A 26,683-nucleotide genomic window follows, 5' to 3' on the forward strand; every position below is an offset into this window, starting at 1 on the left:
GCAGCTAGGATCGGCCTCCTGATGACTGCCACCCTCGTCGCCAAGAACCTCGCCGCCGGCCACGGCGACCGCTCCCTGTTCTCCGGGCTCGACCTCGTCGTCGCGCCCGGGGACGTGATCGGGCTCGTCGGTGCCAACGGCGCGGGCAAGTCCACGCTGCTCAGGATGCTCGCCGGGCTGCTCCAGCCCGAGCAGGGCGAACTGCGCCTCTCCCCGCCGACCGCGAGCGTCGGCCATCTCCCGCAGGAGCCGGAACGCCGGGAGGGCGAGACCATCCGCGAGTTCCTCGCGCGCCGCACGGGCGTGGCCGAGGCCCAGCGGGTCATGGACGAGGCGACACAGGCGCTGGTGGACGGAGCCCCGGGCGCGGACGACGCGTACTCCGTGAGCCTGGAGCGCTGGCTCGACCTCGGAGGCGCCGACCTGGACGAACGGGCGGAGGAGGTCGCCGACTCCCTGGCCCTCACCGTCGGCCTGGACCAGCCGATGACGTCCCTGTCCGGGGGCCAGGCGGCAAGGGCCGGCCTCGCCTCCCTGCTCCTCTCCCGCTACGACGTCTTCCTCCTCGACGAGCCGACCAACGACCTGGACCTCGACGGCCTCGAGCGCCTGGAGCGCTTCGTCAAGGGCCTGCGCGCGGGCACGCTCGTCGTCAGCCACGACCGCGAGTTCCTCACCCGCACGGTCACCAAGGTCCTCGAACTCGACCTCGCCCAGCAGCAGATCAAGCTCTACGGCGGCGGCTACGAGGCCTATCTGGAGGAGCGGGACGTCGCCCGCAGGCACGCCCGCGACGACTACGAGGAGTACGCCGACAAACGCTCCGCGCTCCAGGACCGGGCCCAGATGCAGCGCGGCTGGATGGACAAGGGCGTCAAGAACGCCCGGCGCAAGGCGAACAACGACAACGACAAGATCGGCCGCAAGTTCCGCAGCGAGGCCAGCGAGAAGCAGGCCGCGAAGGCCCGCCAGACCCAGCGCATGATCGAACGTCTGGACGTGGTCGAGGAGCCGCGCAAGGAGTGGGAACTGCGCATGGAGATCGCGGCGGCGCCACGCTCCGGCTCGGTCGTCGCGACCCTGCGGGACGCGGAGGTGCGCCGCGCGGGCTTCACGCTCGGCCCGGTGACCGTACAGATCGACTGGGCCGACCGGATCGCGGTCACGGGTGCGAACGGTGCGGGAAAGTCGACGCTTCTGGCCGCACTCCTGGGCCGGGTGCCGCTGGACTCGGGCCATGCCACGCTCGGCTCGGGTGTGGTGGTCGGGGAGGTGGACCAGGCCCGCAAGCTGTTCCTCGGCTCCGAGTCGCTGCTGGACGCGTTCTGTGCGGCGGTCCCCGACACGGAACCGGCGGAGGTCCGCACGCTCCTGGCCAAGTTCGGCCTGAAGGCGGATCACGTCCTACGCCCAGCGGCGACGTTGTCCCCGGGCGAACGCACGAGGTCGGCACTGGCGCTCCTCCAGGGCCGGGGCGTGAACCTCCTGGTCCTGGACGAACCGACCAACCACCTCGACCTCCCGGCCATCGAACAGTTGGAACAGGCCCTCGACTCCTACGAGGGCACGCTGCTCCTGGTCACCCACGACCGCAGAATGCTGGACGCGGTACAGGTGACACGCCGCTTCGAGGTGACGGACGGCAAGGTGACGGAACTCAGCTGAGGGGGGGCTCGGTCGGCTGGGTCGTGTCTGCGGCCCGGCGGGGGCTGGCCGCGCAGTTCCCCGCGCCCTGAAGGCCCGCCCAGCTGCGGGCAGTCGTGCCGCTGGGGCGGCACGGGTGGGCGCGGCGGCACCCCGTACAGCGCCGGGCTGCGCGACCCACCCGGCGTCAGCTTCGGCACCGGGTGCCCTTACCAACAAGGGCACCCGGCATCACGCAACTCTCACCGCCGCTTGGGATCCACCAACCCCGCCTTCCGCAACGCATCCGCCATCGCGCTGTTGCCGGGCGCCGGCGAAGGCGACTGCTGCCGAGCCTGCCCCTGTTGCCGCTGCCGAGGCTGCGGCGGCCGCCCTCCACGAGGAGGCCGCCCCTCCCCGGAGGACACCGCCTCGTCGTCCAACCGCAGCGTCAGCGAGATCCGCTTCCGGGGAATGTCGACCTCGAGCACCTTCACCTTGACGATGTCACCGGACTTCACCACGTCGTGCGGGTCCTTGACGAACGTCTTCGACATCGCCGAGACATGCACCAGCCCGTCCTGGTGAACCCCGACATCCACGAACGCCCCGAACGCCGCCACGTTGGTGACGACCCCCTCCAGCACCATCCCGGAGGACAGGTCGCCGATCTTCTCGACCCCGTCCTTGAACGTGGCCGTCTTGAAGGCGGGCCGCGGGTCGCGCCCGGGCTTCTCCAGCTCGCGCAGAATGTCCGTGACCGTCGGCAGACCGAACTTCTCGTCGACGAAGTCATCGGGCCGCAGCGACCGCAGCACCGCCGTGTTCCCGACCAGCGACGCCACCCCGCTCCCCGCCGACTTCACCATCCGCCGCACCACCGGGTACGCCTCCGGGTGCACACTGGACGCGTCGAGCGGATCGTCCCCGCCCCGGATCCGCAGGAACCCCGCACACTGCTCGTACGCCTTCGGCCCGAGCCGCGCGACGCCCTTCAGCTGGGCCCGTGAGGTGAACGGCCCGTTCGCGTCGCGATGCGCCACGATGTTCTCCGCGAGCCCGGAGGAGATGCCGGAGACCCGCGACAGCAGCGGCGTGGACGCGGTGTTGACGTCGACACCGACCCCGTTCACACAGTCCTCGACCACCGCGTCCAGCGACCGCGACAGCTTCACCTCGGACAGATCGTGCTGGTACTGCCCGACCCCGATCGACTTCGGGTCGATCTTCACCAGCTCGGCCAGCGGGTCCTGCAGCCGCCGCGCGATCGACACCGCCCCGCGCAGCGACACGTCCATGCCCGGCAGCTCCTGCGAGGCGAACGCCGACGCCGAGTACACCGACGCGCCCGCCTCGGACACCATGACCTTGGTGAGGTTCAACTCCGGGTGCTTGGTGATGAGTTCACCGGCGAGCTTGTCCGTCTCGCGGGACGCCGTACCGTTGCCGATCGCGATCAGGTCGACCGAGTGCTCCTTGGCGAGCCGGGCCAGTTTGGCCAGCGCCTCGTCCCACCTGTTCGCCGGTACGTGGGGATGGATCACGTCCGTGGCGACGACCTTGCCCGTCGCGTCCACGACGGCCACCTTCACGCCCGTACGGAACCCGGGGTCCAGTCCCAGCGTCGCGCGCGTGCCGGCCGGTGCGGCGAGGAGCAGGTCGCGCAGGTTCGCCGCGAACACGTTGACCGCCTCGTCCTCGGCGACCGTACGCAGCCGAAGGCGCACGTCGATGCCGAGGTGCACCAAAATCCGGGTCCGCCAGGCCCAACGCACGGTGTCCTTCAGCCACTTGTCGCCGGGACGGCCGCGCTCGGCGATCCCGAAACGGTGGGCGATGATCCCCTCGTACGAGGAAGGGCCCTCCGTCGGCTCCTCCGGCTCCAGGACCAGGTCGAGGACGTCCTCCTTCTCGCCGCGCAGCATCGCGAGGATGCGGTGCGAGGGCAGCGCGGTGAAGGGCTCGGCGAAGTCGAAGTAGTCGGCGAACTTGGCGCCCGCCTCCTCCTTGCCCTCCTTCACCTTCGCGGCCAGCCGTCCGCGCACCCACATGCGCTCGCGGACCTCGCCGATCAGGTCGGCGTCCTCCGAGAACCGTTCGGTCAGGATCGCGCGGGCGCCGTCCAGGGCGGCCTGCGGATCGGCGACGCCCTTGTCCGCGTCGACGAAGGCCGCCGCCGCGGCGAGCGGGTCCACGGACGGGTCCCCGAGCAGCCCCTCGGCCAGCGGCTCCAGACCGGCCTCGCGCGCGATCTGGGCCTTTGTTCGCCGCTTCGGCTTGAACGGCAGGTAGATGTCCTCCAGGCGCGCCTTCGTCTCGGCCCCGCGGATCTGCGCCTCGACCTCGGGCGTCAGCTTGCCCTGCTCGCGCACCGACTCGAGGATCGCGGTCCGCCGCTCCTCCAGCTCCCGCAGATAGCGCAGCCGCTCCTCCAACGTGCGCAGCTGCGCATCGTCGAGCATCTCGGTCGCTTCCTTGCGGTAGCGGGCGATGAAGGGCACTGTCGAACCCCCGTCGAGCAGCTCGACGGCGGCCCTCACCTGCCGCTCCCGTACGCCGAGTTCCTCGGCGATCCTGCCTTCGATGGACCCTACTTCGATGGACCCGGGTGTCGTCACGATCCCGTACCGCCTTCTCCACTGAGGTTGCGCGGCAATTGTGGCAGGTGGCACCGACAACCGGGGATCAGGGCGCCACACGGCACGCGGGTCACCGGCCGCGAAGGCGGCCCGCGCAGTCGCACGTGGATGGCAGGAAAGGTGGGGAAATCGGCATTGCGGCCATCGGGAGCACCCGCCAAGAATCGAGGTATGGCGCAGCGAACCGTCCTCGTCGTCCTCTTCGACGGCGTCCAGAGTCTCGATGTCACCGGCCCTGTCGAGGTGCTGGCCCAGGCCTCCGCCCGGCACCCGGGCAGCTACCGCATCCGTACGGCCTCGCTGACGGGCGAGCCGGTGCGCACCTCCAGCGGCCTCACCCTCGTACCGGACGGGACGCTCGCCGAGGCGCCCGCACCGCACACCCTCCTGGTCCCGGGCGGTCCGGGCTCCCGCGCCGCCGACCCGCGCCTGGTCGACTGGCTGCGCCTGCACGGGCCGCACCCCGAGCGACTGGTGGCCGTCTGCACGGGCGCGATCCTGCTCGCCGCCGCCGGTCTCCTGGACGGTCTGCGCGCGACCACCCACTGGGCGTACTGCGACAGGCTCGCCCGCGATCACCCGGCCGTCGAGGTCGACCCCGAGCCCATTTATGTACGCGACGGCCGCGTGATGACGTCGGCCGGTGTCACCGCCGGAATCGACCTCGCCCTCGCGCTCGTGGAGGAGGACCTCGGCCGCGACACCGCGCTCGCCGTCGCCCGGCATCTGGTCGTCTTCCTGCGCCGGCCGGGCAACCAGGCCCAGTTCAGTGCCCAGCTCTCCGCGCAGACCGCCCGGCGTGAGCCGCTGCGCGAGGTCCAGCACTGGATCACCGAACACCCGGACGACGATCTGAGCGTCGAGTCCCTCGCCGCCCGCGCCCGTCTCTCACCCCGCCACTTCGCCCGCGCCTTCCGCACCGAGACAGGCATGACCCCCGGCCGGTACGTCGACCGGGTCCGCCTGGAACACGCCCGGCGCCTCCTGGAGGACACCTCCGACGGCATCGAGCGAATCTCGCGCGCCAGCGGCTACGGCACCCCGGAGGCCATGCGCCGCGCCTTCGTCAGAAGCCTCGGCACGGCCCCGGCCGAGTACCGCCGCCGTTTCGACCCCGCACCCTCCGCCCGCTGAAAGGCACGCCATGCAGATCGCCCTGCTGCTCTTCGACCGCTTCACCGCCCTCGACGCCGTCGGCCCGTACGAGATCCTCAGCCGCCTCCCCGGCGCGGAGACCGTCTTCGTCGCCGAGGAGGCCGGGCCCGTCCGCGACGACTTCGGCACCCTCGCGCTCACCGCCGACCGCACCCTGGCCGACGTACCGCACCCCGGCATCGTGGTCGTCCCCGGCGGGCCGGGCCAGTCCGCGCAGATGGACAACGAGGCCCTGCTCGGCTGGCTGCGCAGCGCCGACGCCAGCAGCACCTGGACGACGTCCGTGTGCACCGGCTCCCTGCTCCTGGCCCGCGCCGGACTCCTCGACGGGCGCCGCGCGACCTCGCACTGGCTGGCCCTGGGCGAGCTGGCGAAGTACGGCGCCGAATCCACGGGGGAGCGGGTCGTGACCGACGGCAAGTACGTCACGTCCGCCGGGGTCTCCTCCGGCATCGACATGGCCCTCACCCTGACCGGCCGGATCGCGGGCGACGAGCACGCACAGGCCGTACAGCTCGCGACGGAGTACGACCCGCAGCCGCCCTACGACGCAGGCGCCCCGCACAAGGCACCCGCACACCTGGTCGAACGGCTCCGGTCCCGCAGCAGGTTCAGCGCGGCGTAGGCGACGTCGGTCCGCTCCAGGAGAAGGCCGGCGGACGGCGTTCCAGGAATGCGGCGACGCCCTCGGCGGCCTCGTCGCTCTCGCGCGCCTGTCCGGCCCAGTACGCGTCCCGGTCGGTACGACCGTCCGCGAACTCCTTCGCCGCCGCCTGGGTGAGCCGTGAGCGGGAGGCGAGGACGCGGGCGAACTCCGCGACCCGCTTGTCGAGTTCACCCGCCGGCAGCACCTCGTCGAGGAGGCCGGTGCGCAGCGCCCGCTCCGCGTCGATCAACTCACCCGAGAACAGCAGGTACTTGGTGGTGGCCGGACCCACCAGGGCCGCCAGCCGCCGGGTGGACGACGCCGCGTACACCAGGCCGAGCTTCGCCGGGGTCACCCCGAAGATCGACCCCTCCTCGGCGAACCGCAGATCGCAGGCGGCCGCGAGCTGTGCCCCGCCGCCCACACAGTGGCCGCGGATGGCCGCCAGTACCGGCTTGGGGAAGGCCGCGAGGGCGTCCTCCGCCAGCACAGCCAGCCGCTGCGCCTCCTCCGGCGAGCCCTGGAGCGTCGAGATGTCGGCGCCCGCGCAGAAGGTCCCGCCGGCGCCGGTGAGCACCAGGACGCGGACGTCCGGATCGGCGGCCAGGGTGGCGAGCAGCGGCGGCAGCGCGCGCCACATGCCGGCCGTCATGGCGTTGCGCTTGGCCGGGTGGCGGATGACGACGGTGGCGATCCCGTCGGCGGCACTGTGGGTCAGCTGCGGCTCCATGCGCCGGATCGTATCCGCCGGTGCCGAACGACCGAACGACGGAGGTAACCAAACCCGTACAACCCGAATAGTTCACGAAGTCGGCACCGCCCGGGCAGCTTCGGTCGTGGTTGCGCCCATGTCGCACGTCATCCGCCAGAAGCGCTCGAAACGTGCTGACTTCTGTTCAGTTCTCCGCCGGGGGCCCGCCCCCTACCAACACTCGTCGTGTGGTGACAATCGAGCGCGAGGGCGGCGACCGAACGATGGACGACCATGGGCGAGAGTCCGACTCACGCCCAGCGGACGACGGCGTACCCGACGGTCCACCCTGTGAGCACAGACACAGAACCCCCGATCCGCTTCCCTACGAAGGGGTGTGGAGGTTCAACGCGCCCGCCGTCGACGCCTCCGTCCCACAGGCGCGGCACGCCGTCCGGGACCTGTTGTACCGCCAGCAGGTGCCCGCCTCCCCGGATCTGGTGCACGGGCTCCTGCTGATCGTCTCGGAACTGGCGACGAACGCCGTCCGGCACGCGGCGGTCCTGTCGCCGACGCTCGCCGTGGAGGTGGCAGTGGGAGCCGAGTGGGTGCGGGTGTCGGTGGAGGACAACCACCCCTACCGCCCCTCCGCCCTGGAGGCCGACCACGGCCGGACCGGAGGACGGGGTCTGCTCCTGGTCCGCGAGATCGCCAGGGAGGCGGGCGGGGTGTGCGACATCGAGCACACCGCGAGCGGCGGCAAGGTCGTCTGGGCGGCCCTGCCGCTCAGGCCCACGCAGCTGCCGTAGCGGCTGTCACCAGCCGGCCGAGGGGCCCGTCAGCTCCCGGACCGCCGGGCGCGCGGCGTCCAGCACGGTCATGAACCAGGCCGAGAACGGGTCCTTCGCATGCCGCTCGGCCAGCTCGGCCGGGGTCACATAGGCCGTGTCCCCGACCTCCTCCGGATCCGGCGCGAGCGCCGACTGCGCCATCCCGACGAACAGGTGGTTGTACTCCTGCTCCACCAGGCCCGACTCCGGGTCGGGATGGTTGTAGCGGACCGTGCCCGCCTCCGCCAGCAGCGACGGGGAGACCCCCAGCTCCTCGTACGTCCGCCGGGCCGCCGCCGCGAAGGGCGCCTCACCGGGATAGGGGTGGCCGCAGCAGGTGTTGGACCAGACGCCGGGGGAGTGGTACTTGCCCAACGCGCGCTGCTGGAGGAGCAGTCGGCCCTGCTCGTCGAAGAGGAAGACGGAGAACGCCCGGTGCAGCAGACCCGGTGGCTGGTGGGCGGAGAGCTTCTCGGCGGTGCCGATCGTCGTGCCGTTCTCGTCGACCAGCTCGAGCAAGATCGCTTCTGCGGTGCCGTTCGACGAACTCTTGTGCGTCGCGGTGGCAGGTGTGATCGGCATACCCATCCTTCGCCTCGGTCTTCGAGCCCCAAGTCTGCCGTACGAATCCGGCACTCCCGGCACTTCCCGGCGTCCCCCGCATGTCCGGCGCGAAAGCGTGTCGACAGTGACCCGAAAGTCCATCGTGCCCCGTCCGGCTGCCGGGGAACCGCCGTTCAGGGGGGCTTGAAGAAGGGGACGCGGGTGCGCGCCGGACGGCTGCGTTCCGCCGCCGAGACGTGCCGGCCGGGCTCAGAGACAGAGCTTCGACTCGTGCTCCGCGTGCCCGCCGGGCTCCAGCTGGAAGGTGCAGTGCTCCACGTCGAAGTGGTCGCCCAGACAGCCCTGGAGCTCGTGCAGCATCTTCTCGTGCCCGATCCCGCTCAGCACCTCCGAGCTGACGACCACATGGGCCGACAGCACCGGCATGCCGGAGGTGATCGTCCAGGCGTGCAGATCGTGTACGTCCTCCACGCCGGGCAGCGCCACTATGTGGGCCCGTACCTCCGCCATGTCGACGCCCCGGGGAGCCGCCTCCAGAAGGACGTCCAGGGTTTCGCGCAGCAGCTTCCAGGTGCGCGGAACGATCATCAGACCGATGATCACCGAGGCGATGGGGTCGGCCCGCTGCCAACCCGTCGCCATGATGACCACCGCGGAGATCAGCACCGCCAGGGAGCCCAGCGCGTCCGCGGCGACCTCCAGGAAGGCGCCCCGCACGTTCAGGCTCTCCTTCTGGCCGCGCATCAGCATCGTCAGCGAGATCATGTTCGCGACCAGGCCGATGAGACCGAAGACGACGGTCGTCCCGCCCTCGGTCTCCGCGGGTGTGACGAACCGCTGGATCGCCTCGTACAGCACGTATCCGCCGACGCCGAGCAGCAGCAGACAGTTGGCGAGCGCGGCGAGGATCTCGGCACGGGCGTACCCGAAGGTGCGGTTGCCGGTGGGCGGACGGTTCGCGAAGTGGATCGCGAGCAGCGCCATGCCGAGACCCAGCGCGTCCGTCGCCATGTGCGCCGCGTCCGCGATGAGCGCGAGCGAATCGGCGACGACCCCGCCGACGAGTTCGACGACCATGACGGTGAGCGTGATGGCCAGCGCGAAACGCAGCCGCCCGCGGTACGCCGCTGCCGCCGTACCCGTGGTCGGCGCGCCGTGCGCGTGTCCGTGATCGTGCCCAGCCCCCATGGAAGCCGCCTCCTGGTGTTCGTGCCGAGTCCCGTCCCGAGATCAGTGAACTACGGGTGGGGGGTATGTGGCAACGCGGCACTGAACACCGTTGTCATGTGCCCTGACCTGCGAAAACGAAACCCAGGTCAGGGGGTGCGGAGATCACCGCCAATCGACGGGCGGGAACTGTGCGACCCGGGCCACCGTTTGTGCGCCGCATGCCGGGTCGCCCATGATGACCGGGCGGACGCGCCTGTCGGCCGGGCCGGGATCGGCCCCCGAACAGCCGGTGAACACAGGCGTGGCCCCATCCGATAACCTCTGCCGACATGCTGCCCGGCCACCGTGGGTCAGGGTTTCCCCCACCAACATGTACAGGACCGGCGTGCGCGCGTCGGTGTCCAGGGAGTGAGTTCGGTTGCCGACCGCCATCCTCACGGGTCAGCCGGTTCCCGGGTCGTCGATCGAGGCCGACCTGCGGTCCCTCGGCTTCGACGTGCGGAGCGCGACCGATGTCCCCGAGACCGAGACCCTCGTCGCCGAGTCGCCCTGCGACGAGCGGATCGCCGTCGTGGACGCCCGCTTCGTCGGCCACCCGCACGCGCTGCGCCTGGGCCTCACCGACCCCCGCTTCCCGCTCGCCGCGGTACCGGGCGCCGTGACGGCACAGCCCGGCGCCGGCCGTACCGCCCTGACCCGGGTACTGGCCCGGGAGATCTCCGCGAGCGGCGACGCCCCGACGGCGTCCCGGCCGGCGGCTCTCGCCGTCGCGGACAACCTCGCCGACCGCATCGCCCTCGCCCTCGACGCGGACGGCGTCGCCGTGCACCGCCCCGAACTGGGCAGCCTGACCGCCGCCGTCCCCGCCGACCCCGAGGCCCGCCACGAGGCACGGCAGGCCGTCGCAGCCGTCGACGACGAGGCCGTACGCCTGAAGTCGGCCGTGAAGTCCCGGGACGGCTTCTTCACCACCTTCTGCGTCAGCCCGTACTCCCGCTACCTGGCCCGCTGGTGCGCCCGCCGAGGCCTCACCCCGAACCAGGTCACCACCGCCTCGCTGCTCACCGCGCTGATCGCGGCCGGCTGCGCGGCCACCGGCACCCGCGGCGGTTTCGTCACGGCGGGCGTGCTTCTCCTGGTCTCCTTCGTCCTGGACTGCACGGACGGCCAGCTCGCCCGCTACTCCCTCCAGTACTCGACGCTCGGCGCCTGGCTGGACGCCACCTTCGACCGCGCCAAGGAGTACGCCTTCTACGCGGGCCTCGCCCTCGGGGCCTCGCGCGGGGGCGACGACGTATGGGCGCTGGCACTCGGCGCGATGATCCTGCAGACCTGCCGGCACGTCGTCGACTTCGCCTTCAACGAGGCCAACCACGACGCGACGACGAACACCAGTCCCACGGCCGCCCTCTCCGACCGCCTCGACGCCGTGGGCTGGACGGTCTGGGTGCGGCGGATGATCGTCCTGCCGATCGGCGAGCGCTGGGCCCTGATCGCCGTCCTCACGGCGTTCACCACTCCCCGGACGACCTTCACCGTGCTGCTGATCGGCTGCGGCTTCGCCGCGACGTACACCACAACCGGTCGCGTCCTGCGTTCGCTCACCCGAAAGGCTCAGCGCACGGAACGCGCGACGCGAGCGCTGGCGGACCTCGCGGACAGCGGGCCCCTCGCGGAACTGCTGGCCCGTACCGCACGCGGGACCGCCGGCCCCGCCCCGGCCACGGTGGCCCTGTCCGGCGCGGTCCTCGTGCTGTGCTCGGCCGCCCTGTGGGGCGCCGGCTGGCAGACCGTGCTGTGCTGCCTCGGTTACGTCCTCACGTCGTCCATCGCCGTCCTGCGGCCCCTCGACGGCGCCCTCGACTGGCTCGTCCCGCCCTTCTTCCGGGCCGCCGAATACGGCACAGTCCTCCTTCTCGCGGGCAAAGCGGAGGCAAACGGAGCACTCCCCGCGGCTTTCGGCCTCGTGGCCGCCGTCGCCTACCATCACTACGACACGGTGTACCGCATCCGTGGCAACGCCGGAGCGCCCCCGCGCTGGCTGGTACGGGCGTGCGGAGGGCACGAGGGCCGGACACTGTTGGTCGTCGTACTGGCCGCGCTGCTCAGTGCCTCGCAGTTCGTGGTCGCGCTCACGGTCCTCGCCGTGGTCGTGGCCCTGCTGGTGCTCGCCGAGAGCATCCGCTACTGGGTGGCCGCCCACCAGGGCGGCGCGCCCGCCGTACACGACGAAGGAGTACCCGCATGATCGGCCTCGTGCTGGCGGCCGGCGCCGGACGGCGTCTGCGCCCCTACACCGACAGTCTCCCCAAGGCTCTCGTGCCGGTCGGCCCCACGGGCGACGAGGACGGACCCACGGTCCTCGACCTCACCCTCGCCAACTTCGCCGAGATCGGCCTCACCGAGGCCGCGATCATCGTCGGCTACCGCAAGGAGGCCGTGTACGAGCGGCAGCGGGCCCTGGAGGAGAAGTACGGGCTGAAGCTCACCCTCATCGACAACGACCGCGCCGAGGAGTGGAACAACGCCTACTCCCTCTGGTGCGGCCGGGACGCCCTCGCCGACGGGGTGATCCTCGCCAACGGCGACACCGTGCACCCCGTCTCCGTCGAGCGGACGCTGCTCGCCGCGCGCGGTGACGGAAAGCGGATCATCCTGGCCCTCGACACGGTGAAGGATCTCGCCGACGAGGAGATGAAGGTGGTCGTGGACCCCGAGAAGGGCGTGCGGAGGATCACCAAGCTGATGGACCCGGCCGAGGCCACCGGCGAGTACATCGGCGTCACCCTCATCGAGGGCGCCGCCGCGGCCGAACTTGCCGACGCCCTGAAGACCGTGTGGGAGACCGACCCCCAGCAGTTCTACGAGCACGGCTACCAGGAACTGGTCGACCGCGGTTTCCGGATCGACGTGGCGCCCATCGGCGAGGTGCCCTGGGTCGAGATAGACAACCACGAGGATCTCGCCCGAGGACGGGAGATCGCGTGCCGGTACTGACGAGGCTGATCCCCTCGCCGGTCGTCGTCGACATCCGCCGTGGGGCCCTGAACGACCTGGCGGACGTGCTGTTCGACCAGCGGATCTCGCACTCCGGGAAGATCGCCGTCGCGGTCAGCGGCGGCTCCGGCGCGAAACTGCGCGCCCGGCTGGCCCCGGCGCTGCCCGGCGCGAGCTGGCACGAGGTCGACGGCGGCACCATCGACGACGCGATCAGGCTGGCCGACGCCATCAAGTCAGGCCACTACGACGCCGTGGTCGGCCTCGGCGGCGGCCGGATCATCGACTGCGCCAAGTTCGCCGCCGCCCGTGTCGGCCTGCCCCTGGTCGCCGTCGCCACCAACCTCGCCCACGACGGCCTGTGCTCCCCGGTCGCCACCCTCGACAACGACGCGGGGCGCGGCTCGTACGGCGTACCCAATCCGATCGCCGTCGTCATCGACCTCGACGTGATCCGTGAGGCACCGGCGCGGTTCGTGCGCTCCGGGATCGGCGACGCCATGTCGAACATCTCCGCGGTCGCCGACTGGGAGCTGGCCGGCCAGGTCAACGGGGAGAAGATCGACGGCCTCGCCGCCGCGATGGCCCGCCAGGCGGGCGAGGCCGTGCTGCGCCACCCCGGCGGAGTCGGCGACAACGCCTTCCTCCAGGTGCTGGCCGAGGCACTGGTCCTCACCGGTATCGCCATGTCGGTGTCCGGCGACTCCCGCCCGTCCTCCGGCGCCTGCCATGAGATCAACCACGCCTTCGACCTGCTGTACCCCAAGCGGGCCGCGAGCCACGGCGAACAGTGCGGCCTCGGCGCCGCCTTCGCCATGTACCTGCGGGGCGCGCCCGAGGAGGCGGCCTACATGGCCGAGGTACTGCGCCGGCACGGGCTGCCGGTGCTGCCGGACGAGATCGGCTTCACCACGGACGAGTTCGTACGGGTCGTCGAGTACGCCCCGCAGACAAGACCCGGTCGCTACACGATCCTGGAACACCTCGACCTCACGAACGACCAGATCAAGGACACGTACGCGGACTATGTCAAGGCCATCGGTAGCTGAACTACGCCCTGTCGTCCACCCCGAAGGGGTGAAGGACCGGCGCAGCGGCGAGCACTGGGCGGGACGCCTCTACATGCGCGAGGTGTCCCTGCGGGTCGACCCGTACCTGGTGAACACCAGGATCACGCCCAACCAGCTCACGTACCTGATGGTCGTCGCGGGTGGTCTGGCGGGCGCGGCGCTCCTGGTGCCGGGCCTCACCGGGGCGGTCCTGGCCGTCGTACTGATGCAGCTGTACCTGCTCCTCGACTGCGTCGACGGCGAGATCGCCCGCTGGCGGAACCAGACCTCGATCACCGGCGTGTACCTCGACCGCATCGGCCACTATCTGTCCGAGGCCGCGCTGCTGATCGGCTTCGGGCTGCGTGGCGCCGACCTGTGGGACGGCTCCGGCAGTCCCGAGTGGCTGTGGGCGTTTCTCGGCACCCTGGCCGCCCTCGGCGCGATCCTGATCAAGGCGGAGACCGACCTGGTGGACGTGGCGCGCGCCCGCAGCGGCCTGCCCGCCGCGAAGGACGAGCTGTCGGTGCCGCGCTCCGAGGGGCTCGCCATGGCCCGCAAGGCAGCCGCCGCCCTGAAGTTCCACCGGCTGATCGGCGGCATCGAGGCGAGCCTGTTCATCTTCGTCGTCGCGGTCCTCGACCTGTTCGGCGGCGACCTCTTCTGGACCCGCCTGGGCATCGCGGTACTGGCCGGCATCGCGATCCTGCAGACCCTGCTGCACCTCGTGTCCATCCTCGCGTCGAGCAGGCTGCGGTGAGTACCGGGATGCGGGTCGGCGCGGTCATCATCACCATGGGCAACCGCCCCGACGAACTGCGCGCCCTCGTCGACTCCATCGCCAAACAGGAGGGCGACCCGGTCCAGGTCGTCGTGGTCGGCAACGGCTCGCCCGTCCCGGACCTCCCCGAGGGCGTACGCGGCATCGAGCTGCCCGAGAACCTCGGCATCCCCGGCGGACGCAACGTCGGCATCGAGGCGTTCGGCCCGGCCGGCGGCGACGTCGACATCCTGATGTTCCTGGACGACGACGGCCTCCTCGGCCACCAGGACACCGCCGAACTGTGCCGCGAGGCCTTCACCGCCGACCCCCGGCTCGGCATCATCAGCTTCCGCATCGCCGACCCCGACACCGGTCTCACCCAGCGCCGCCATGTGCCCCGCCCGGGCACCACGGACCCGATGCGCAGCTCCCGCGTCACCAGTTTCCTCGGCGGCGCCGTCGCGATCCGTACCAAGGTCTTCGCCCAAGTGGGCATCCTCCCCGAGGAGTTCTTCTACGCCCACGAGGAGACCGACCTGGCCTGGCGGGCCCTCGACGCGGGCTGGATGATCGACTACCGGGCCGACATGCTGCTCTACCACCCCGCGACCGCGCCCTCGCGGCACGCGGTCTACCACCGCATGGTCGCGCGCAACCGGGTCTGGCTGGCCCGCCGCAACCTGCCGGCCCCCCTGGTACCCGTGTATCTGGGAGACTGGCTGCTGCTCACACTCCTCCGCAGACCCTCCCGCCCGGCGCTCAGAGCCTGGTGGGGCGGGTTCAAGGAGGGCCTGACCACCCCGTGCGGGCCCCGCCGGCCCATCCGGTGGCGTACGGTGTGGCGGCTGACCCGACTGGGCCGCCCCCCAGTGATCTGACAAGCTCTCCCTGAGAGCTCCCGCGGGCCGACCGCGTTCCGGTCAACAGCCCGCGCTCTGCCCCGTTCAGCTGCGCATATTGAAGACGAAAGTTTCCATTTGTGAGTGAGACAAAGCATGACGGCGGTGTCGCGGTGAGCGACCGACCGTCACCCGACGACGGCCTCTCCGCGGCCAAGCTCGCCGCGAAGTACGGACTCGCCGTGAGCGGCGCCCGTCCCCGACTCGTCGAGTACGTCCGCCAGCTCTGGGGACGGCGTCACTTCATCCTCGCCTTCTCGCAGGCGAAGCTGACCGCCCAGTACAGCCAGGCCAAACTCGGCCAGCTGTGGCAGGTGGCCACACCGCTGCTGAACGCGGCCGTGTACTTCTTCATCTTCGGCGTGATCCTCGAGGCCGACCGGGGCATGCCCCGCGAGGTGTACATCCCGTTCCTCGTCACGGGCGTCTTCGTGTTCACCTTCACGCAGAGCTCGGTGATGGCGGGCGTACGCGCGATCTCCGGCAACCTCGGCCTGGTGCGCGCCCTGCACTTCCCGCGTGCCGCCCTGCCGGTCTCCTTCGCGCTGCAGCAGCTCCAGCAGCTGCTCTTCTCGATGATCGTGCTGTTCGTGGTGTCGATCGGCTTCGGCAGCTACCCCACGTTGTCCTGGCTGCTGATCGTGCCGGCGCTGGCTCTCCAGTTCCTCTTCAACACCGGACTCGCGCTGATCATGGCTCGCTGGGGCTCGGCGACCCCGGACCTCGCGCAGCTGATGCCGTTCGTGATGCGTACGTGGATGTACGCGTCCGGCGTGATGTTCTCCATCCCGGTCATGCTCGCCGACAAGCCCCAGTGGCTCGCCGACGTGCTGCAGTGGAACCCGGCCGCCATCTACATGGACCTGATGCGCTTCGCGCTCATCGACGGCTACGGCCCGGAGAACCTGCCGCCGCACGTCTGGGCGGTCGCGGGAGCCTGGGCCGCGCTCTTCGCCGTCGGCGGATTCGTGTACTTCTGGCAGTCGGAGGAGAGGTACGGCCGTGGCTGACCCGATTCCCGGGGACAAGATCCCCACCGTCATCGCGAACGAGCTCCACATCGTCTACCGCGTCAACGGCGCCAAGACCGGCAAGGGCAGCGCCACCTCCGCCCTCAGTCGCATCGTCAGACGCGGCGACTCACCGGGCGTGCGCAAGGTGCACGCCGTACGGGGCGTCTCCTTCGTCTCCTACCGCGGCGAGGCCGTCGGGCTGATCGGCTCCAACGGCTCGGGCAAGTCGACCCTGTTGCGTGCCATCGCCGGCCTGCTGCCCGCCGAGAGCGGTCATGTCTACACGGACGGGCAGCCCTCCCTCCTCGGCGTCAACGCCGCCCTGATGAACGACCTCACGGGCGAACGGAACGTCATATTGGGCGGCCTCGCGATGGGCATGTCCCGCGAGGAGATCAAGGACCGCTACCAGCAGATCGTCGACTTCTCCGGCATCAACGAGAAGGGCGACTTCATCACGCTGCCGATGCGCACCTACTCCTCCGGGATGGCGGCCCGACTGAGGTTCTCCATCGCCGCCGCCAAGGACCACGACGTCCTGATGATCGACGAGGCCCTGGCGACCGGCGACCGGTCCTTCCAGAAGCGCTCCGAGGAACGCATCCGGGAGCTGCGCAAGCACGCCGGCACGGTGTTCCTCGTCAGCCACAACAACAAGTCGATCCGCGACACCTGCGACCGTGTGCTGTGGCTGGAACGCGGCGAACTGCGCATGGACGGGCCGACGGACGAGGTGCTCAAGGAATACGAGAAGTTCACCGGCCGGTAGCCGGGGGCTTCACCGGTGATCAGCCGGACGAATCAGGGCCCCGCCGGAACTGTTCCGGCGGGGCCCTGCGTCTGCAAAGAAAACGTCAACTCCGGCTCGCCATGGGAATCTTGACGCCAATCGGTGTCTTCTTGTGATGCGCGGTGCACCCCGACGGACCATGCCGCGTTGTACAACGTAAGCTGTACCAGTGCTGAATCGCGGCAAGTAGGGCGATAACACGCGACACCCGTCATCCGAAACCGCCGTGTGGACGGCTGAGCGGCGTGTCCGAAATAGTGCCTATTGGGTCCGCAGTGTAGAACGGGAGATGTGACGGCGATGGCTACGGAAACTCCCCAGCACCCCACAGCATGCGCCGTCCCCGCCCCGGGCAGCGAACAGTGACGACAACCGGCCACCAGCGCACCGGCGACCCGGAGCGCGGCACGCTCGACAAGGCCGCGGACGAGAACTTTCCCGTCGCGCCCTTTTTCCTGCCCAGGGCCTGGCGCACCGACCTCATGGCCGTCTACGGCTTCGCCCGCCTCGTCGACGACATCGGCGACGGCGACCTCGCCCCCGGCGGCGCCGACGCCCGACTGCTCGGCGTCGCCCCCGAGGACGCCGACGACCGGCTCGTCCTCCTCGACGCCTTCGAGGCCGACCTGCGCCGGGTCTTCGACGGCACCCCGCGCCACCCGCTGCTGCGCCGCCTCCGGCCGACCGTACGCCGCCGCGACCTCACCCCCGAGCCCTTCCTCGGCCTGATCGCCGCCAACCGCCAGGACCAGCTGATCAAGCGGTACGAGACCTACGACGATCTCCTCGCCTACTGCGAGCTGTCCGCCAACCCCGTCGGCCGGCTCGTCCTCGCCGTCACCGGCACCGCGACGCCCGAGCGGATCCGGCTCTCCGACGCCGTGTGCACGGCCCTCCAGATCGTCGAGCACCTCCAGGACGTCGCCGAGGACCTCGGCCGCGACCGTGTCTATCTGCCCGCCCAGGACATGAAGCGCTTCCACGTCCAGGAGCCGGATCTCGCCGCCCCCACCGCGGGCGCCTCGGTGCGCGCGCTGATCGCATACGAAGCCGAACGCGCACTGAACCTGCTGAATGAAGGCACCCCTCTCGTGGGTAGCGTCCACGGCAGGCTGAAGCTGCTGCTCGCGGGTTTCGTGGCGGGGGGAAAGGCGGCGGTCCACGCGATCGCCGCCGCCGAATACGACGTACTTCCCGGCCCGCCCAAGCCCGGCAGGATCCAGTTGCTGCGCGAGGTGGGCACAACCCTGCGAGGAAAGGGGTGATCCGGAGCGTGGAGTCGGAACCACACGTGTCCGCACCGGTACTCGCCGCCTACAGCTACTGCGAGACCGTCACCGGGCAGCAGGCCCGCAACTTCGCGTACGGCATCAGGCTGCTGCCGACGTCGAAGCGGCGTGCGATGTCCGCCCTGTACGCGTTCTCCCGGCGCGTCGACGACATCGGTGACGGCACGCTGGCCCCCGAGGTCAAGGCCGCACGGCTGGAGGACACCAGAGCCCTGCTCACCCGGGTGCGTGAGGGCGCCGTCGACGAGGACGACACCGATCCCGTCGCGGTCGCCCTCAGTCATGCGGGGGCCCATTTCCCGATCCCGCTCGGCGGCCTCGACGAACTCATCGACGGCGTCGTGATGGACGTCCGGGGTGAGACGTACGAGACCTGGGACGACCTGAAGGTCTACTGCCGTTGTGTCGCCGGGGCCATCGGGCGGCTCTCGCTCGGGGTGTTCGGTACGGAACGGGGCGCGCGCGGTGCGGAACGCGCCCCCGAGTACGCCGACACGTTGGGGCTCGCACTCCAGCTGACCAACATCCTCCGGGACATCCGCGAGGACGCCGAGGACGGGCGGACCTATCTGCCCGCCGACGACCTCGCCAAGTTCGGCTGCTCGGCCGGGTTCAGCGGGTCGACGCCGCCGGAGGGCTCCGACTTCGCGGGCCTCGTCCACTTCGAAGTGCGGCGCGCCCGAGCCCTGTTCGCCGAGGGCTACCGGCTGCTGCCCATGCTCGACCGCCGCAGCGGCGCCTGTGTCGCCGCCATGGCCGGCATCTACCGACGACTCCTCGACCGCATCGAGCGGGAGCCGGAGGCCGTTCTGCGCGGCCGGGTCTCGCTGCCCGGACGCGAGAAGGCGTATGTCGCGGTGCGTGGCCTGTCCGGTCTGGACGCCCGGCATGTGTCCCGGCGGATGGTCAGGAGGCGCACCTGATGGACAATTCGGTCCAAGGTGCTGCGGCCGCGGCGAAGCGGCGCGCAACCCTCCGGCCGGGGACCGCGTCCCTGATGTCGACGGCCCGCCGTGCGGCGTTCATCGTGCGCGACGGGTGCACAGGGGGGAGTACGCGATGAGCGAGGGCACGCAGCCGGGGGAACGTCCGGGCCACCACGGTGAGAAGACCGCGGTGGTGGTCGGCGGCGGACTGGCGGGCATCACCGCGGCGCTCTCCCTCGCCGACGCCGGAGTCCGTGTCACGCTGATCGAGGGCCGGCCACGGCTGGGCGGGCTCGCCTTCTCCTTCCAGCGCGACGGACTCACCGTCGACAACGGCCAGCACGTGTACCTGCGTTGCTGCACCGCCTACCGCTGGTTCCTCGACCGCGTCGACGGCGCGGCGCTCGCTCCGGTGCAGGCCCGGCTGGACGTGCCGGTCGTCGACCTGGCGAAGCCGGCGGGGCGGCGCCTGGGGAGAATCCGGCGTGACGCGCTGCCCGTACCGCTGCATCTCGGGCGCAGCCTGGCCACCTATCCGCATCTCTCGCTCGGCGAGCGCGCCAGAGTGGGGCGTGCCGCACTCGCGCTCAAGGCGCTGGACCTCGCGGACCCCGCGCTGGACGAGCGGGACTTCGGCAGCTGGCTGGCCGCGCACGGTCAGTCGGAGCGTGCCGTCGAGGCACTGTGGGACCTGGTGGGGGTCGCCACCCTCAACGCGGTGGCAGGGGACTCGTCCCTGGGGCTCGCCGCGATGGTGTTCAAGACCGGTCTGCTGTCCGACCCGGGCGCGGCCGACATCGGCTGGGCGCGTGTCCCGCTGGGCGAACTGCACGACACTCTGGCCCGCAAGGCGCTCGACTCCGCGGGCGTGCGTACCGAGATCCGTACACGCGTCACCTCCGTCCAACACACCGAGAACGGCCGTTGGAGCGTCCAGGTTCCCGGCGAGACCCTCGACGCGGACGCCGTCGTGCTCGCCGTCCCCCAGCGCGAGGCGCACGATCTCCTGCCCCAGGGCGCGCTCGACGCCCCCGAACGGCTGCTGGAGATCGGCACCGCACCGATCCTCAACGTGCACGTGGTCTACGACCGCAGGGTGCTGAACACACCGTTCCTCACCGCGCTCGGCAGCCCGGTCCAGTGGGTCTTCGACCGGACCGAGGCGTCCGGGCTCGAAGGCGACGGCCAGTATCTGGCGCTGTCCCAGTCCGCCGCGCACGACGAGATCGACGAGCCCGTGGCGGCGCTGCGCGAGCGGTATCTGCCCGAGCTGGAAAGGCTGTTGCCCCGCGCACGGGGCGCCGTAGTACGGGATTTCTTCGTCACCCGGGAGCGGACGGCCACGTTCGCCCCCACCCCCGGCGTCGGGCGGCTGCGGCCCGGCGCCCGTACCAAAACCCCCGGCCTGTACCTGGCCGGCTCGTGGACCGCCACCGGGTGGCCCGCGACCATGGAGAGTGCGGTCCGCAGCGGAGTCAGTGCGGCCGGCGCCGCGCTGAGCACCCTGGGCCGGCCCCGGCACCACCTCTTCGACGTGGAGGAGGCAGCCTGATGCTCGATCATCAGCCCGCGGCAGGTTCCCGCACCCCCAGCACCAGAACAAGAGGAGAGACTGTGCCCACTGTGCCCCCGGCTCCGAAGGCTGCCGACGCGGTGGACGTGACCGCGCTCCTGGAGCGCGGCCGGACCCTGGCCACTCCGGTACTGCGGGCGGCGATCAACCGTCTCGCGGCGCCCATGGACACCGTCTCCGCCTACCACTTCGGCTGGATCGACGCCCAGGGCAGGCCCGCCGCGGGAGACGGCGGCAAGGCCGTACGCCCCGCGCTCGCCGTGCTGTCCGCCGAGGTCACCGGGGCCGAACCCGAGGTCGGCATCCCCGGCGCGGTCGCCGTCGAGCTGGTGCACAACTTCTCCCTGCTGCACGACGACCTGATGGACGGCGACGAACAGCGCCGCCACCGCGACACCGTCTGGAAGGTGCACGGCCCCGCCCAGGCCATCCTGGTCGGCGACGCCCTGTTCGCGCTGGCCAACGAGATCCTCCTGGAACTCGGCACCGTCGAGGCCGGCCGCGCCACCCGCCGCCTCACCACCGCGACCCGTGCCCTCATCGACGGCCAGGCACAGGACATCTCCTACGAGCACCGCGACCGCGTCAGCGTCGAGGAGTGCCTGGAGATGGAGGGCAACAAGACCGGCGCCCTGCTCGCCTGCGCCAGCTCCATCGGCGCGGTCCTCGGCGGCGCGGACGACCACACCGCCGACACCCTCGAGAAGTACGGCTACCACCTCGGCCTGGCCTTCCAGGCCGTCGACGACCTCCTCGGCATCTGGGGCGACCCGGTGGCCACCGGCAAGCAGACCTGGAGCGATCTGCGCCAGCGCAAGAAGTCCCTGCCCGTCGTCGCCGCCCTCGCGGCGCGCGGCCCGGCCGCCGAGCGGCTCGGCGAACTCCTCGCCGCCGACGCGAAGAGCAGCGACTTCGAGAACTTCTCCGAGGAGGAGTTCGCCGCCCGCGCCGCCCTGATCGAAGAGGCCGGCGGCCGGGAGTGGACCGCCGAGGAGGCGCGCCGGCAGCACACCATCGCCGTCGACGCACTGAGCGCCATCGACATGCCCGACCGGGTGCGTGCGCAGTTCACGGCACTCGCCGACTTCGTCGTCGTACGAAAGAGATGATCACTATCGGTCGAATAAGCCTCGCGTAGTCGCCGGCCGGCGTCGCGTTCAGCGGCGCACCGGCCGACGGCGGACCCAATCAGCAGAGACATGCCACTGCACGAAGGGGAAGCCATGACAGCGACGACCGACGGAAGCACCGGGGCCCTGCCGCCCCGCGCTGCCTCGGCCAGCGAAACCGAAACCGCCACCAATGCCCCAGTGACGGCAGGGGTTCAGGATGCCGCCGCGCACGCCATGAGGCGTGCCACCGATCACCTGCTCGCGCGACAGGACGCCGAGGGCTGGTGGAAGGGCGACCTCGAGACCAACGTCACGATGGACGCCGAGGACCTGCTGCTCCGTCAGTTCCTGGGCATCCGCGACGAACACACCACCCAGGCAGCCGCGTTGTTCATCCGCGGCGAGCAGCGCGCCGACGGCACCTGGGCCACCTTCCACGGCGGACCCGCCGAACTCTCCGCCACCATCGAGGCGTACGTCGCCCTGCGGTTGGCCGGAGACGCACCCGAAGCGCCGCACATGGCGAAGGCGTCCGCCTGGATCCGCGACCGGGGAGGCATCGCCGCCGCCCGGGTCTTCACCCGTATCTGGCTGGCCCTGTTCGGCTGGTGGAAGTGGGACGACCTCCCCGAACTCCCGCCGGAACTCATCTACTTCCCGAAGTGGATGCCGCTCAACATCTACGACTTCGGCTGCTGGGCCCGGCAGACCATCGTGCCGCTCACCATCGTCAGCGCGAAACGCCCGGTCCGTCCGGCGCCCTTTCCGCTCGACGAGCTGCACACCGACCCCGACCTGCCGAACCCGGGCAAGTCCCTTGCCCCTCTCGCCAGTTGGGACGGCGCCTTCCAGCGGCTCGACCGGGTCCTGCACGGCTACCGCAAGGTGGCGGTGCGCCGCCTGCGCAGGGCGGCCATGAACGCCGCAGCCCGTTGGATCATCGAGCGCCAGGAGAACGACGGTTGCTGGGGAGGTATCCAGCCGCCCGCCGTCTACTCGGTGATCGCCCTGCACCTGCTCGGCTACGACCTCGCACACCCGGTCATGCGGGCCGGGTTGCAGTCCCTCGACCGCTTCACGGTGTGGCGCGAGGACGGGGCCCGGATGATCGAGGCCTGCCAGTCGCCGGTGTGGGACACCTGCCTTGCCGTCATCGCCCTCGCCGACGCGGGCCTGCCCGCCGACCACCCCCAACTGGTCAAGGCCGCCGACTGGATGCTGGGCGAGCAGGTGGTCCGGCCTGGCGACTGGTCCGTACGCAGGCCCGAACTGCCGCCGGGCGGCTGGGCGTTCGAGTTCCACAACGACAACTACCCCGACATCGACGACACCGCCGAGGTCGTCCTTGCCCTCCGCCGGGTCCGCCACCACGATCCGGAGCGGGTCGAGAAGGCCATCGGACGCGGGGTCCGCTGGAACCTCGGGATGCAGTCGAAGAACGGCGCCTGGGGGGCCTTCGACGTCGACAACACCAGTTCCCTCCCCAACAAGCTGCCGTTCTGCGACTTCGGCGAGGTCATCGACCCGCCGTCCGCCGATGTCACCGCCCATGTCGTCGAGATGCTCGCCGTCGAGGGCATGTCCCACGATCCGCGCACCCGACGCGGCATCGAGTGGCTGCTCGCCGAACAGGAGCCGAACGGCGCGTGGTTCGGCCGCTGGGGCGTCAACTACGTCTACGGCACCGGGTCGGTGGTGCCCGCACTGACCGCCGCCGGTCTGACCGCCGCGCACCCCGCCATCCGGCGGGCGGTGGGCTGGCTGGAGAAGGTCCAGAACGACGACGGCGGCTGGGGCGAGGACCTGCGCTCCTACCACGACAGCGCGGGCTGGAGCGGCCGGGGCGTCTCGACCCCCTCCCAGACGGCCTGGGCACTGCTCGCCCTGCTGGCCGCCGGGGAGCGCGACTCGAAGGCCGTCGAACGCGGTGTCGAGTGGCTGGCCGCGACCCAGCTGCCGGACGGCTCCTGGGACGAGCCGTACTTCACCGGCACCGGCTTCCCCTGGGACTTCTCGATCAACTACCACCTCTACCGACAGGTCTTCCCGCTCACCGCGCTCGGCAGGTACGTCCACGGAGAGCCCTTCGCCGACGCCAAGGGGAGCTGATGGACAGCCAGCCCGGGCCGGCCCCGCTGCTGATCGCCTGCGCGCTCGGCATCGAGCGGCTCGCCCTGCGCCGGGGCGCACGAGGTGCGGGACCGGTCACCGTGCTGCGTACCGGAATGGGGCCCGAGGCCGCAGAAGCGGCCGTCATCCGGGCCCTCGCCGACTCGGTGCTGCGCGACGCGGCGGTCCTGGCGACCGGCTTCTGCGCGGGACTCGCACCCGGTATGCACCCCGGTGACCTGGTGGTCGCCGAGGAGACCCGGGACCGGCGCGGCGCCACCCCCTGCGTCGGCACCGAACTGCTCGTCAAGGAACTGGTGCGCGCGGTACCCGGGCGCACCGTCCACACAGGTCCGCTCACCGGCTCCGATCATGTCGTACGCGGTCACGAACGGTCGGAACTGCTCGCGACCGGCGCGATCGCGGTCGACATGGAGTCGGCGGCCACGCTCCACAGCGCCGTGCGCACAGGCGCGCGCCCCGTTGCGGCCGTACGGGTGGTCGTGGACGCTCCAGAACATGAACTCGTCCGGATCGGCACGCTTCGCGGTGGAATATCGGCCTTCCGCGTTCTTCGTTCGGTCCTCCCCGCTTTTGTCGAATGGCACCGTTCCTTGCTGCTCCCCAGGAGGTGAGCCAGATGGCCATGCCGCTCCGCCAGACCATCAAGGTCGCTACGTATTTGGCCGAACAGAAAATCCGCAAGCGGGACAAGTTCCCGCTGATCGTCGAACTCGAGCCGCTCTACGCCTGCAACCTCAAGTGCGAGGGCTGCGGGAAGATCCAGCATCCGGCCGGTGTGCTCAAGCAGCGCATGCCCGTCGCCCAGGCCGTCGGTGCGGTGCTCGAGTCCGGGGCCCCGATGGTGTCCATCGCGGGCGGCGAACCCCTGATGCACCCTCATATCGACGAGATCGTGTGGCAGTTGGTGGCACGGAAGAAGTACGTCTTCCTCTGCACCAACGCCATGTTGCTGCGCAAGAAGATGGACAAGTTCACGCCCTCGCCGTTCTTCGCGTTCGCCGTGCACATCGACGGTCTGCGGGAGCGGCATGACGAGTCCGTCGCGAAGGAGGGGGTGTTCGACGAGGCCGTGGCCGCCATCAAGGAGGCCAAGCGGCGCGGATTCCGGGTCACCACCAACTCGACCTTCTTCAACACCGACACCCCGCAGACCATCATCGAGGTGCTCAACTTCCTCAACGACGAGCTCCAGGTCGACGAGATGATGATCTCGCCCGCCTACGCCTACGAGAAGGCACCCGACCAGGAGCACTTCCTCGGGGTCGAGCAGACCCGCGAGCTGTTCAAGAAGGCATTCGGGGGCGGCAACCGGCGGCGCTGGCGGCTCAACCACTCCCCGCTCTTCCTCGACTTCCTGGAGGGCAAGGTCGACTTCCCGTGCACGGCGTGGGCGATCCCCAACTACTCGCTGTTCGGCTGGCAGAAGCCCTGCTACCTGATGAGCGACGGGTACGTGACGACGTACAAGGAGCTCATCGAGGAGACCGACTGGGACTCCTACGGCCGCGGCAAGGACGACCGGTGTGCCAACTGCATGGCGCACTGCGGCTACGAGCCGACGGCCGTCATGGCCACCATGGGGTCCCTGAAGGAGTCCCTGCGCGCCATGCGCGAGACCGTCGCCGGAAACAGGGAGTGACGTCGTGACCGCCGTCTCCTTGGGCGTTCCCGAGGTACCGGTCCGTCCGATCGCCGAGCGCCGGGTCTCCCGGCGTATCGAGGTCGGACCGGTGGCGGTCGGGGGCGGGGCCCCGGTGTCGGTGCAGTCGATGACGACGACGCGTACGTCCGACATCGGCGCCACGCTCCAGCAGATCGCCGAACTCACCGCGTCGGGCTGCCAGATCGTCCGCGTCGCGTGCCCCACGCAGGACGACGCGGACGCGCTGGCGACCATCGCGCGCAAGTCGCAGATCCCGGTGATCGCGGACATCCACTTCCAGCCGAAGTACGTGTTCGCCGCGATCGAGGCCGGCTGCGCGGCCGTGCGTGTGAACCCCGGCAACATCAAGCAGTTCGACGACCAGGTCAAGGAGATCGCGCGCGCCGCGAAGGACCACGGCACGCCGATCCGCATCGGCGTCAACGCCGGTTCGCTCGACAAGCGGCTGCTCCAGAAGTACGGCAGGGCCACCCCCGAGGCGCTCGTGGAGTCGGCGCTGTGGGAGGCGTCGCTGTTCGAGGAGCACGACTTCCGGGACATCAAGATCTCGGTCAAGCACAACGACCCGGTGATCATGGTCAACGCCTACCGGCTGCTCGCCGAACGGTGCGACTATCCGCTGCACCTGGGTGTGACCGAGGCTGGTCCCGCCTTCCAGGGGACCATCAAGTCGGCGGTCGCCTTCGGGGCGTTGCTCAGCGAGGGCATCGGCGACACGATCCGGGTCTCCCTGTCCGCGCCGCCGGTCGAGGAGGTCAAGGTCGGCATCCAGATTCTGGAGTCGCTGAACCTGCGGCAACGGCGGCTGGAGATCGTGTCCTGTCCGTCGTGCGGGCGTGCCCAGGTCGACGTCTACAAGCTCGCCGACCAGGTCACGGCAGGTCTGGAGGGCATGGAGGTGCCGTTGCGCGTCGCGGTCATGGGGTGTGTCGTCAACGGCCCCGGCGAGGCGCGGGAGGCGGACCTCGGGGTCGCCTCCGGAAACGGCAAGGGCCAGATCTTCGTGAAGGGCGAGGTCATCAAGACCGTCCCCGAGTCGAAGATCGTGGAGACCCTGATCGAGGAGGCGATGAAGATCGCCGAACAGATGGAGCAGGACGGCGTCGCGTCGGGGGAACCGGCGGTCACCGTGAGCTGAACAGCACGGGCTGACGAGTA

General features: G+C 70.6%; 24 protein-coding genes. 20 read left to right on the forward strand and 4 right to left on the reverse strand.

Annotated elements, in window-relative coordinates:
* Positions 1-21 precede the first annotated feature (21 nt).
* Positions 22-1,665, forward strand: coding sequence for an ABC-F family ATP-binding cassette domain-containing protein (locus PV396_RS06415; protein WP_319201301.1), 1,644 nt, complete (start codon positions 22-24; stop codon positions 1,663-1,665).
* A gap of 221 nt (positions 1,666-1,886) precedes the next feature.
* Here the strand turns inward: PV396_RS06415 and PV396_RS06420 are convergent, their stop codons facing one another.
* Positions 1,887-4,241 (reverse strand): Tex family protein, encoded by a 2,355-nt coding sequence (locus PV396_RS06420; RefSeq protein WP_319201303.1) that lies wholly within the window; start codon positions 4,239-4,241, stop codon positions 1,887-1,889.
* 192 nt (positions 4,242-4,433) lie between these two features.
* Here PV396_RS06420 and PV396_RS06425 point away from each other — a divergent pair, with 192 nt between their 5' ends.
* The gene (locus tag PV396_RS06425) at positions 4,434-5,396 is read left to right on the forward strand and encodes a GlxA family transcriptional regulator (RefSeq protein ID WP_319201305.1); all 963 of its coding nucleotides are present in this window, start codon (positions 4,434-4,436) and stop codon (positions 5,394-5,396) included.
* A 10-nt stretch (positions 5,397-5,406) separates the two neighbouring features.
* The gene (locus PV396_RS06430; protein WP_319201307.1) at positions 5,407-6,042 is read left to right on the forward strand and encodes a DJ-1/PfpI family protein; all 636 of its coding nucleotides are present in this window, start codon (positions 5,407-5,409) and stop codon (positions 6,040-6,042) included.
* On the opposite strand, the gene PV396_RS06435 is transcribed toward PV396_RS06430, so the two are convergent.
* On the reverse strand, positions 6,029-6,793 hold the full coding sequence (locus PV396_RS06435; RefSeq protein WP_319201309.1) for an enoyl-CoA hydratase/isomerase family protein: 765 nt from the start codon (positions 6,791-6,793) through the stop codon (positions 6,029-6,031). The genes PV396_RS06430 and PV396_RS06435 overlap by 14 nt on opposite strands.
* 245 nt (positions 6,794-7,038) lie before the next feature.
* Between PV396_RS06435 and PV396_RS06440 the strand changes: the two genes are divergently transcribed.
* Positions 7,039-7,563, forward strand: a complete 525-nt coding sequence (locus PV396_RS06440) for an ATP-binding protein (RefSeq protein WP_319202274.1) — start codon at positions 7,039-7,041, stop codon at positions 7,561-7,563.
* Between the two features lie 6 nt (positions 7,564-7,569).
* Here the strand turns inward: PV396_RS06440 and idi are convergent, their stop codons facing one another.
* Entirely contained in the window at positions 7,570-8,166 is a 597-nt protein-coding gene (idi, locus tag PV396_RS06445) for an isopentenyl-diphosphate Delta-isomerase (protein ID WP_319201311.1), read from the reverse strand.
* A gap of 231 nt (positions 8,167-8,397) precedes the next feature.
* Positions 8,398-9,336, reverse strand: a complete 939-nt coding sequence (locus tag PV396_RS06450) for a cation diffusion facilitator family transporter (RefSeq protein WP_319201313.1) — start codon at positions 9,334-9,336, stop codon at positions 8,398-8,400.
* Between the two features lie 400 nt (positions 9,337-9,736).
* On the opposite strand from PV396_RS06450, the gene PV396_RS06455 reads away from it, so the two are divergent.
* The 16 genes from PV396_RS06455 to ispG all read left to right on the forward strand — a co-directional run bounded on the left by PV396_RS06455 (position 9,737) and on the right by ispG (position 26,663).
* A complete protein-coding gene (locus PV396_RS06455) occupies positions 9,737-11,566 on the forward strand; it encodes a DUF5941 domain-containing protein (protein ID WP_319201315.1) in 1,830 nt (609 codons plus the stop codon).
* On the forward strand, positions 11,563-12,315 hold the full coding sequence (locus PV396_RS06460) for a phosphocholine cytidylyltransferase family protein (protein ID WP_319201317.1): 753 nt from the start codon (positions 11,563-11,565) through the stop codon (positions 12,313-12,315). The genes PV396_RS06455 and PV396_RS06460 overlap by 4 nt, the downstream gene beginning before the upstream one ends.
* Positions 12,303-13,364 (forward strand): iron-containing alcohol dehydrogenase family protein, encoded by a 1,062-nt coding sequence (locus tag PV396_RS06465; protein ID WP_319201319.1) that lies wholly within the window; start codon positions 12,303-12,305, stop codon positions 13,362-13,364. Before PV396_RS06460 ends, PV396_RS06465 begins: the two co-directional genes overlap by 13 nt.
* A complete protein-coding gene (locus PV396_RS06470) occupies positions 13,342-14,124 on the forward strand; it encodes a CDP-alcohol phosphatidyltransferase family protein (RefSeq protein WP_319201321.1) in 783 nt (260 codons plus the stop codon). The genes PV396_RS06465 and PV396_RS06470 overlap by 23 nt, the downstream gene beginning before the upstream one ends.
* 8 nt (positions 14,125-14,132) lie before the next feature.
* Entirely contained in the window at positions 14,133-15,005 is an 873-nt protein-coding gene (locus PV396_RS06475) for a glycosyltransferase family 2 protein (RefSeq protein ID WP_416071362.1), read from the forward strand.
* Between the two features lie 101 nt (positions 15,006-15,106).
* A complete protein-coding gene (locus PV396_RS06480) occupies positions 15,107-16,036 on the forward strand; it encodes an ABC transporter permease (protein WP_319201325.1) in 930 nt (309 codons plus the stop codon).
* The gene (locus tag PV396_RS06485; protein ID WP_319201327.1) at positions 16,029-16,808 is read left to right on the forward strand and encodes an ABC transporter ATP-binding protein; all 780 of its coding nucleotides are present in this window, start codon (positions 16,029-16,031) and stop codon (positions 16,806-16,808) included. The genes PV396_RS06480 and PV396_RS06485 overlap by 8 nt, the downstream gene beginning before the upstream one ends.
* Positions 16,809-17,161: 353 nt before the next feature.
* Positions 17,162-18,094, forward strand: a complete 933-nt coding sequence (hpnC, locus tag PV396_RS06490) for a squalene synthase HpnC (protein ID WP_416071345.1) — start codon at positions 17,162-17,164, stop codon at positions 18,092-18,094.
* Entirely contained in the window at positions 18,091-19,041 is a 951-nt protein-coding gene (hpnD, locus tag PV396_RS06495) for a presqualene diphosphate synthase HpnD (RefSeq protein WP_319201331.1), read from the forward strand. Before hpnC ends, hpnD begins: the two co-directional genes overlap by 4 nt.
* Positions 19,041-19,181: a DUF6380 family protein gene (locus PV396_RS45010; protein ID WP_416071346.1), complete on the forward strand. Its 141-nt coding sequence runs from the start codon at positions 19,041-19,043 to the stop codon at positions 19,179-19,181. Before hpnD ends, PV396_RS45010 begins: the two co-directional genes overlap by 1 nt.
* Positions 19,157-20,596 carry a hydroxysqualene dehydroxylase HpnE gene (hpnE, locus tag PV396_RS06500; protein WP_416071347.1) on the forward strand — a complete coding sequence of 480 codons (1,440 nt, stop codon included), beginning with the start codon at positions 19,157-19,159 and terminating at the stop codon, positions 20,594-20,596. The genes PV396_RS45010 and hpnE overlap by 25 nt, the downstream gene beginning before the upstream one ends.
* A 62-nt stretch (positions 20,597-20,658) precedes the next feature.
* On the forward strand, positions 20,659-21,726 hold the full coding sequence (locus tag PV396_RS06505) for a polyprenyl synthetase family protein (RefSeq protein WP_319201335.1): 1,068 nt from the start codon (positions 20,659-20,661) through the stop codon (positions 21,724-21,726).
* Positions 21,727-21,840: 114 nt separating this feature from the next.
* Entirely contained in the window at positions 21,841-23,838 is a 1,998-nt protein-coding gene (gene shc / locus PV396_RS06510; RefSeq protein WP_319201337.1) for a squalene--hopene cyclase, read from the forward strand.
* Complete coding sequence (locus PV396_RS06515; protein ID WP_319201339.1) at positions 23,838-24,473, forward strand: 1-hydroxy-2-methyl-2-butenyl 4-diphosphate reductase; 636 nt, start codon at positions 23,838-23,840, stop codon at positions 24,471-24,473. The genes shc and PV396_RS06515 overlap by 1 nt, the downstream gene beginning before the upstream one ends.
* 5 nt (positions 24,474-24,478) lie before the next feature.
* Complete coding sequence (hpnH, locus tag PV396_RS06520) at positions 24,479-25,501, forward strand: adenosyl-hopene transferase HpnH (protein ID WP_319201341.1); 1,023 nt, start codon at positions 24,479-24,481, stop codon at positions 25,499-25,501.
* Between the two features lie 4 nt (positions 25,502-25,505).
* Positions 25,506-26,663 carry a flavodoxin-dependent (E)-4-hydroxy-3-methylbut-2-enyl-diphosphate synthase gene (gene ispG / locus PV396_RS06525; RefSeq protein WP_319201343.1) on the forward strand — a complete coding sequence of 386 codons (1,158 nt, stop codon included), beginning with the start codon at positions 25,506-25,508 and terminating at the stop codon, positions 26,661-26,663.
* Positions 26,664-26,683: the final 20 nt, after the last annotated feature.

Origin of the sequence: Streptomyces sp. ME02-8801-2C (assembly GCF_033793965.1) — a bacterium.
Taxonomy (GTDB): domain Bacteria; phylum Actinomycetota; class Actinomycetes; order Streptomycetales; family Streptomycetaceae; genus Streptomyces.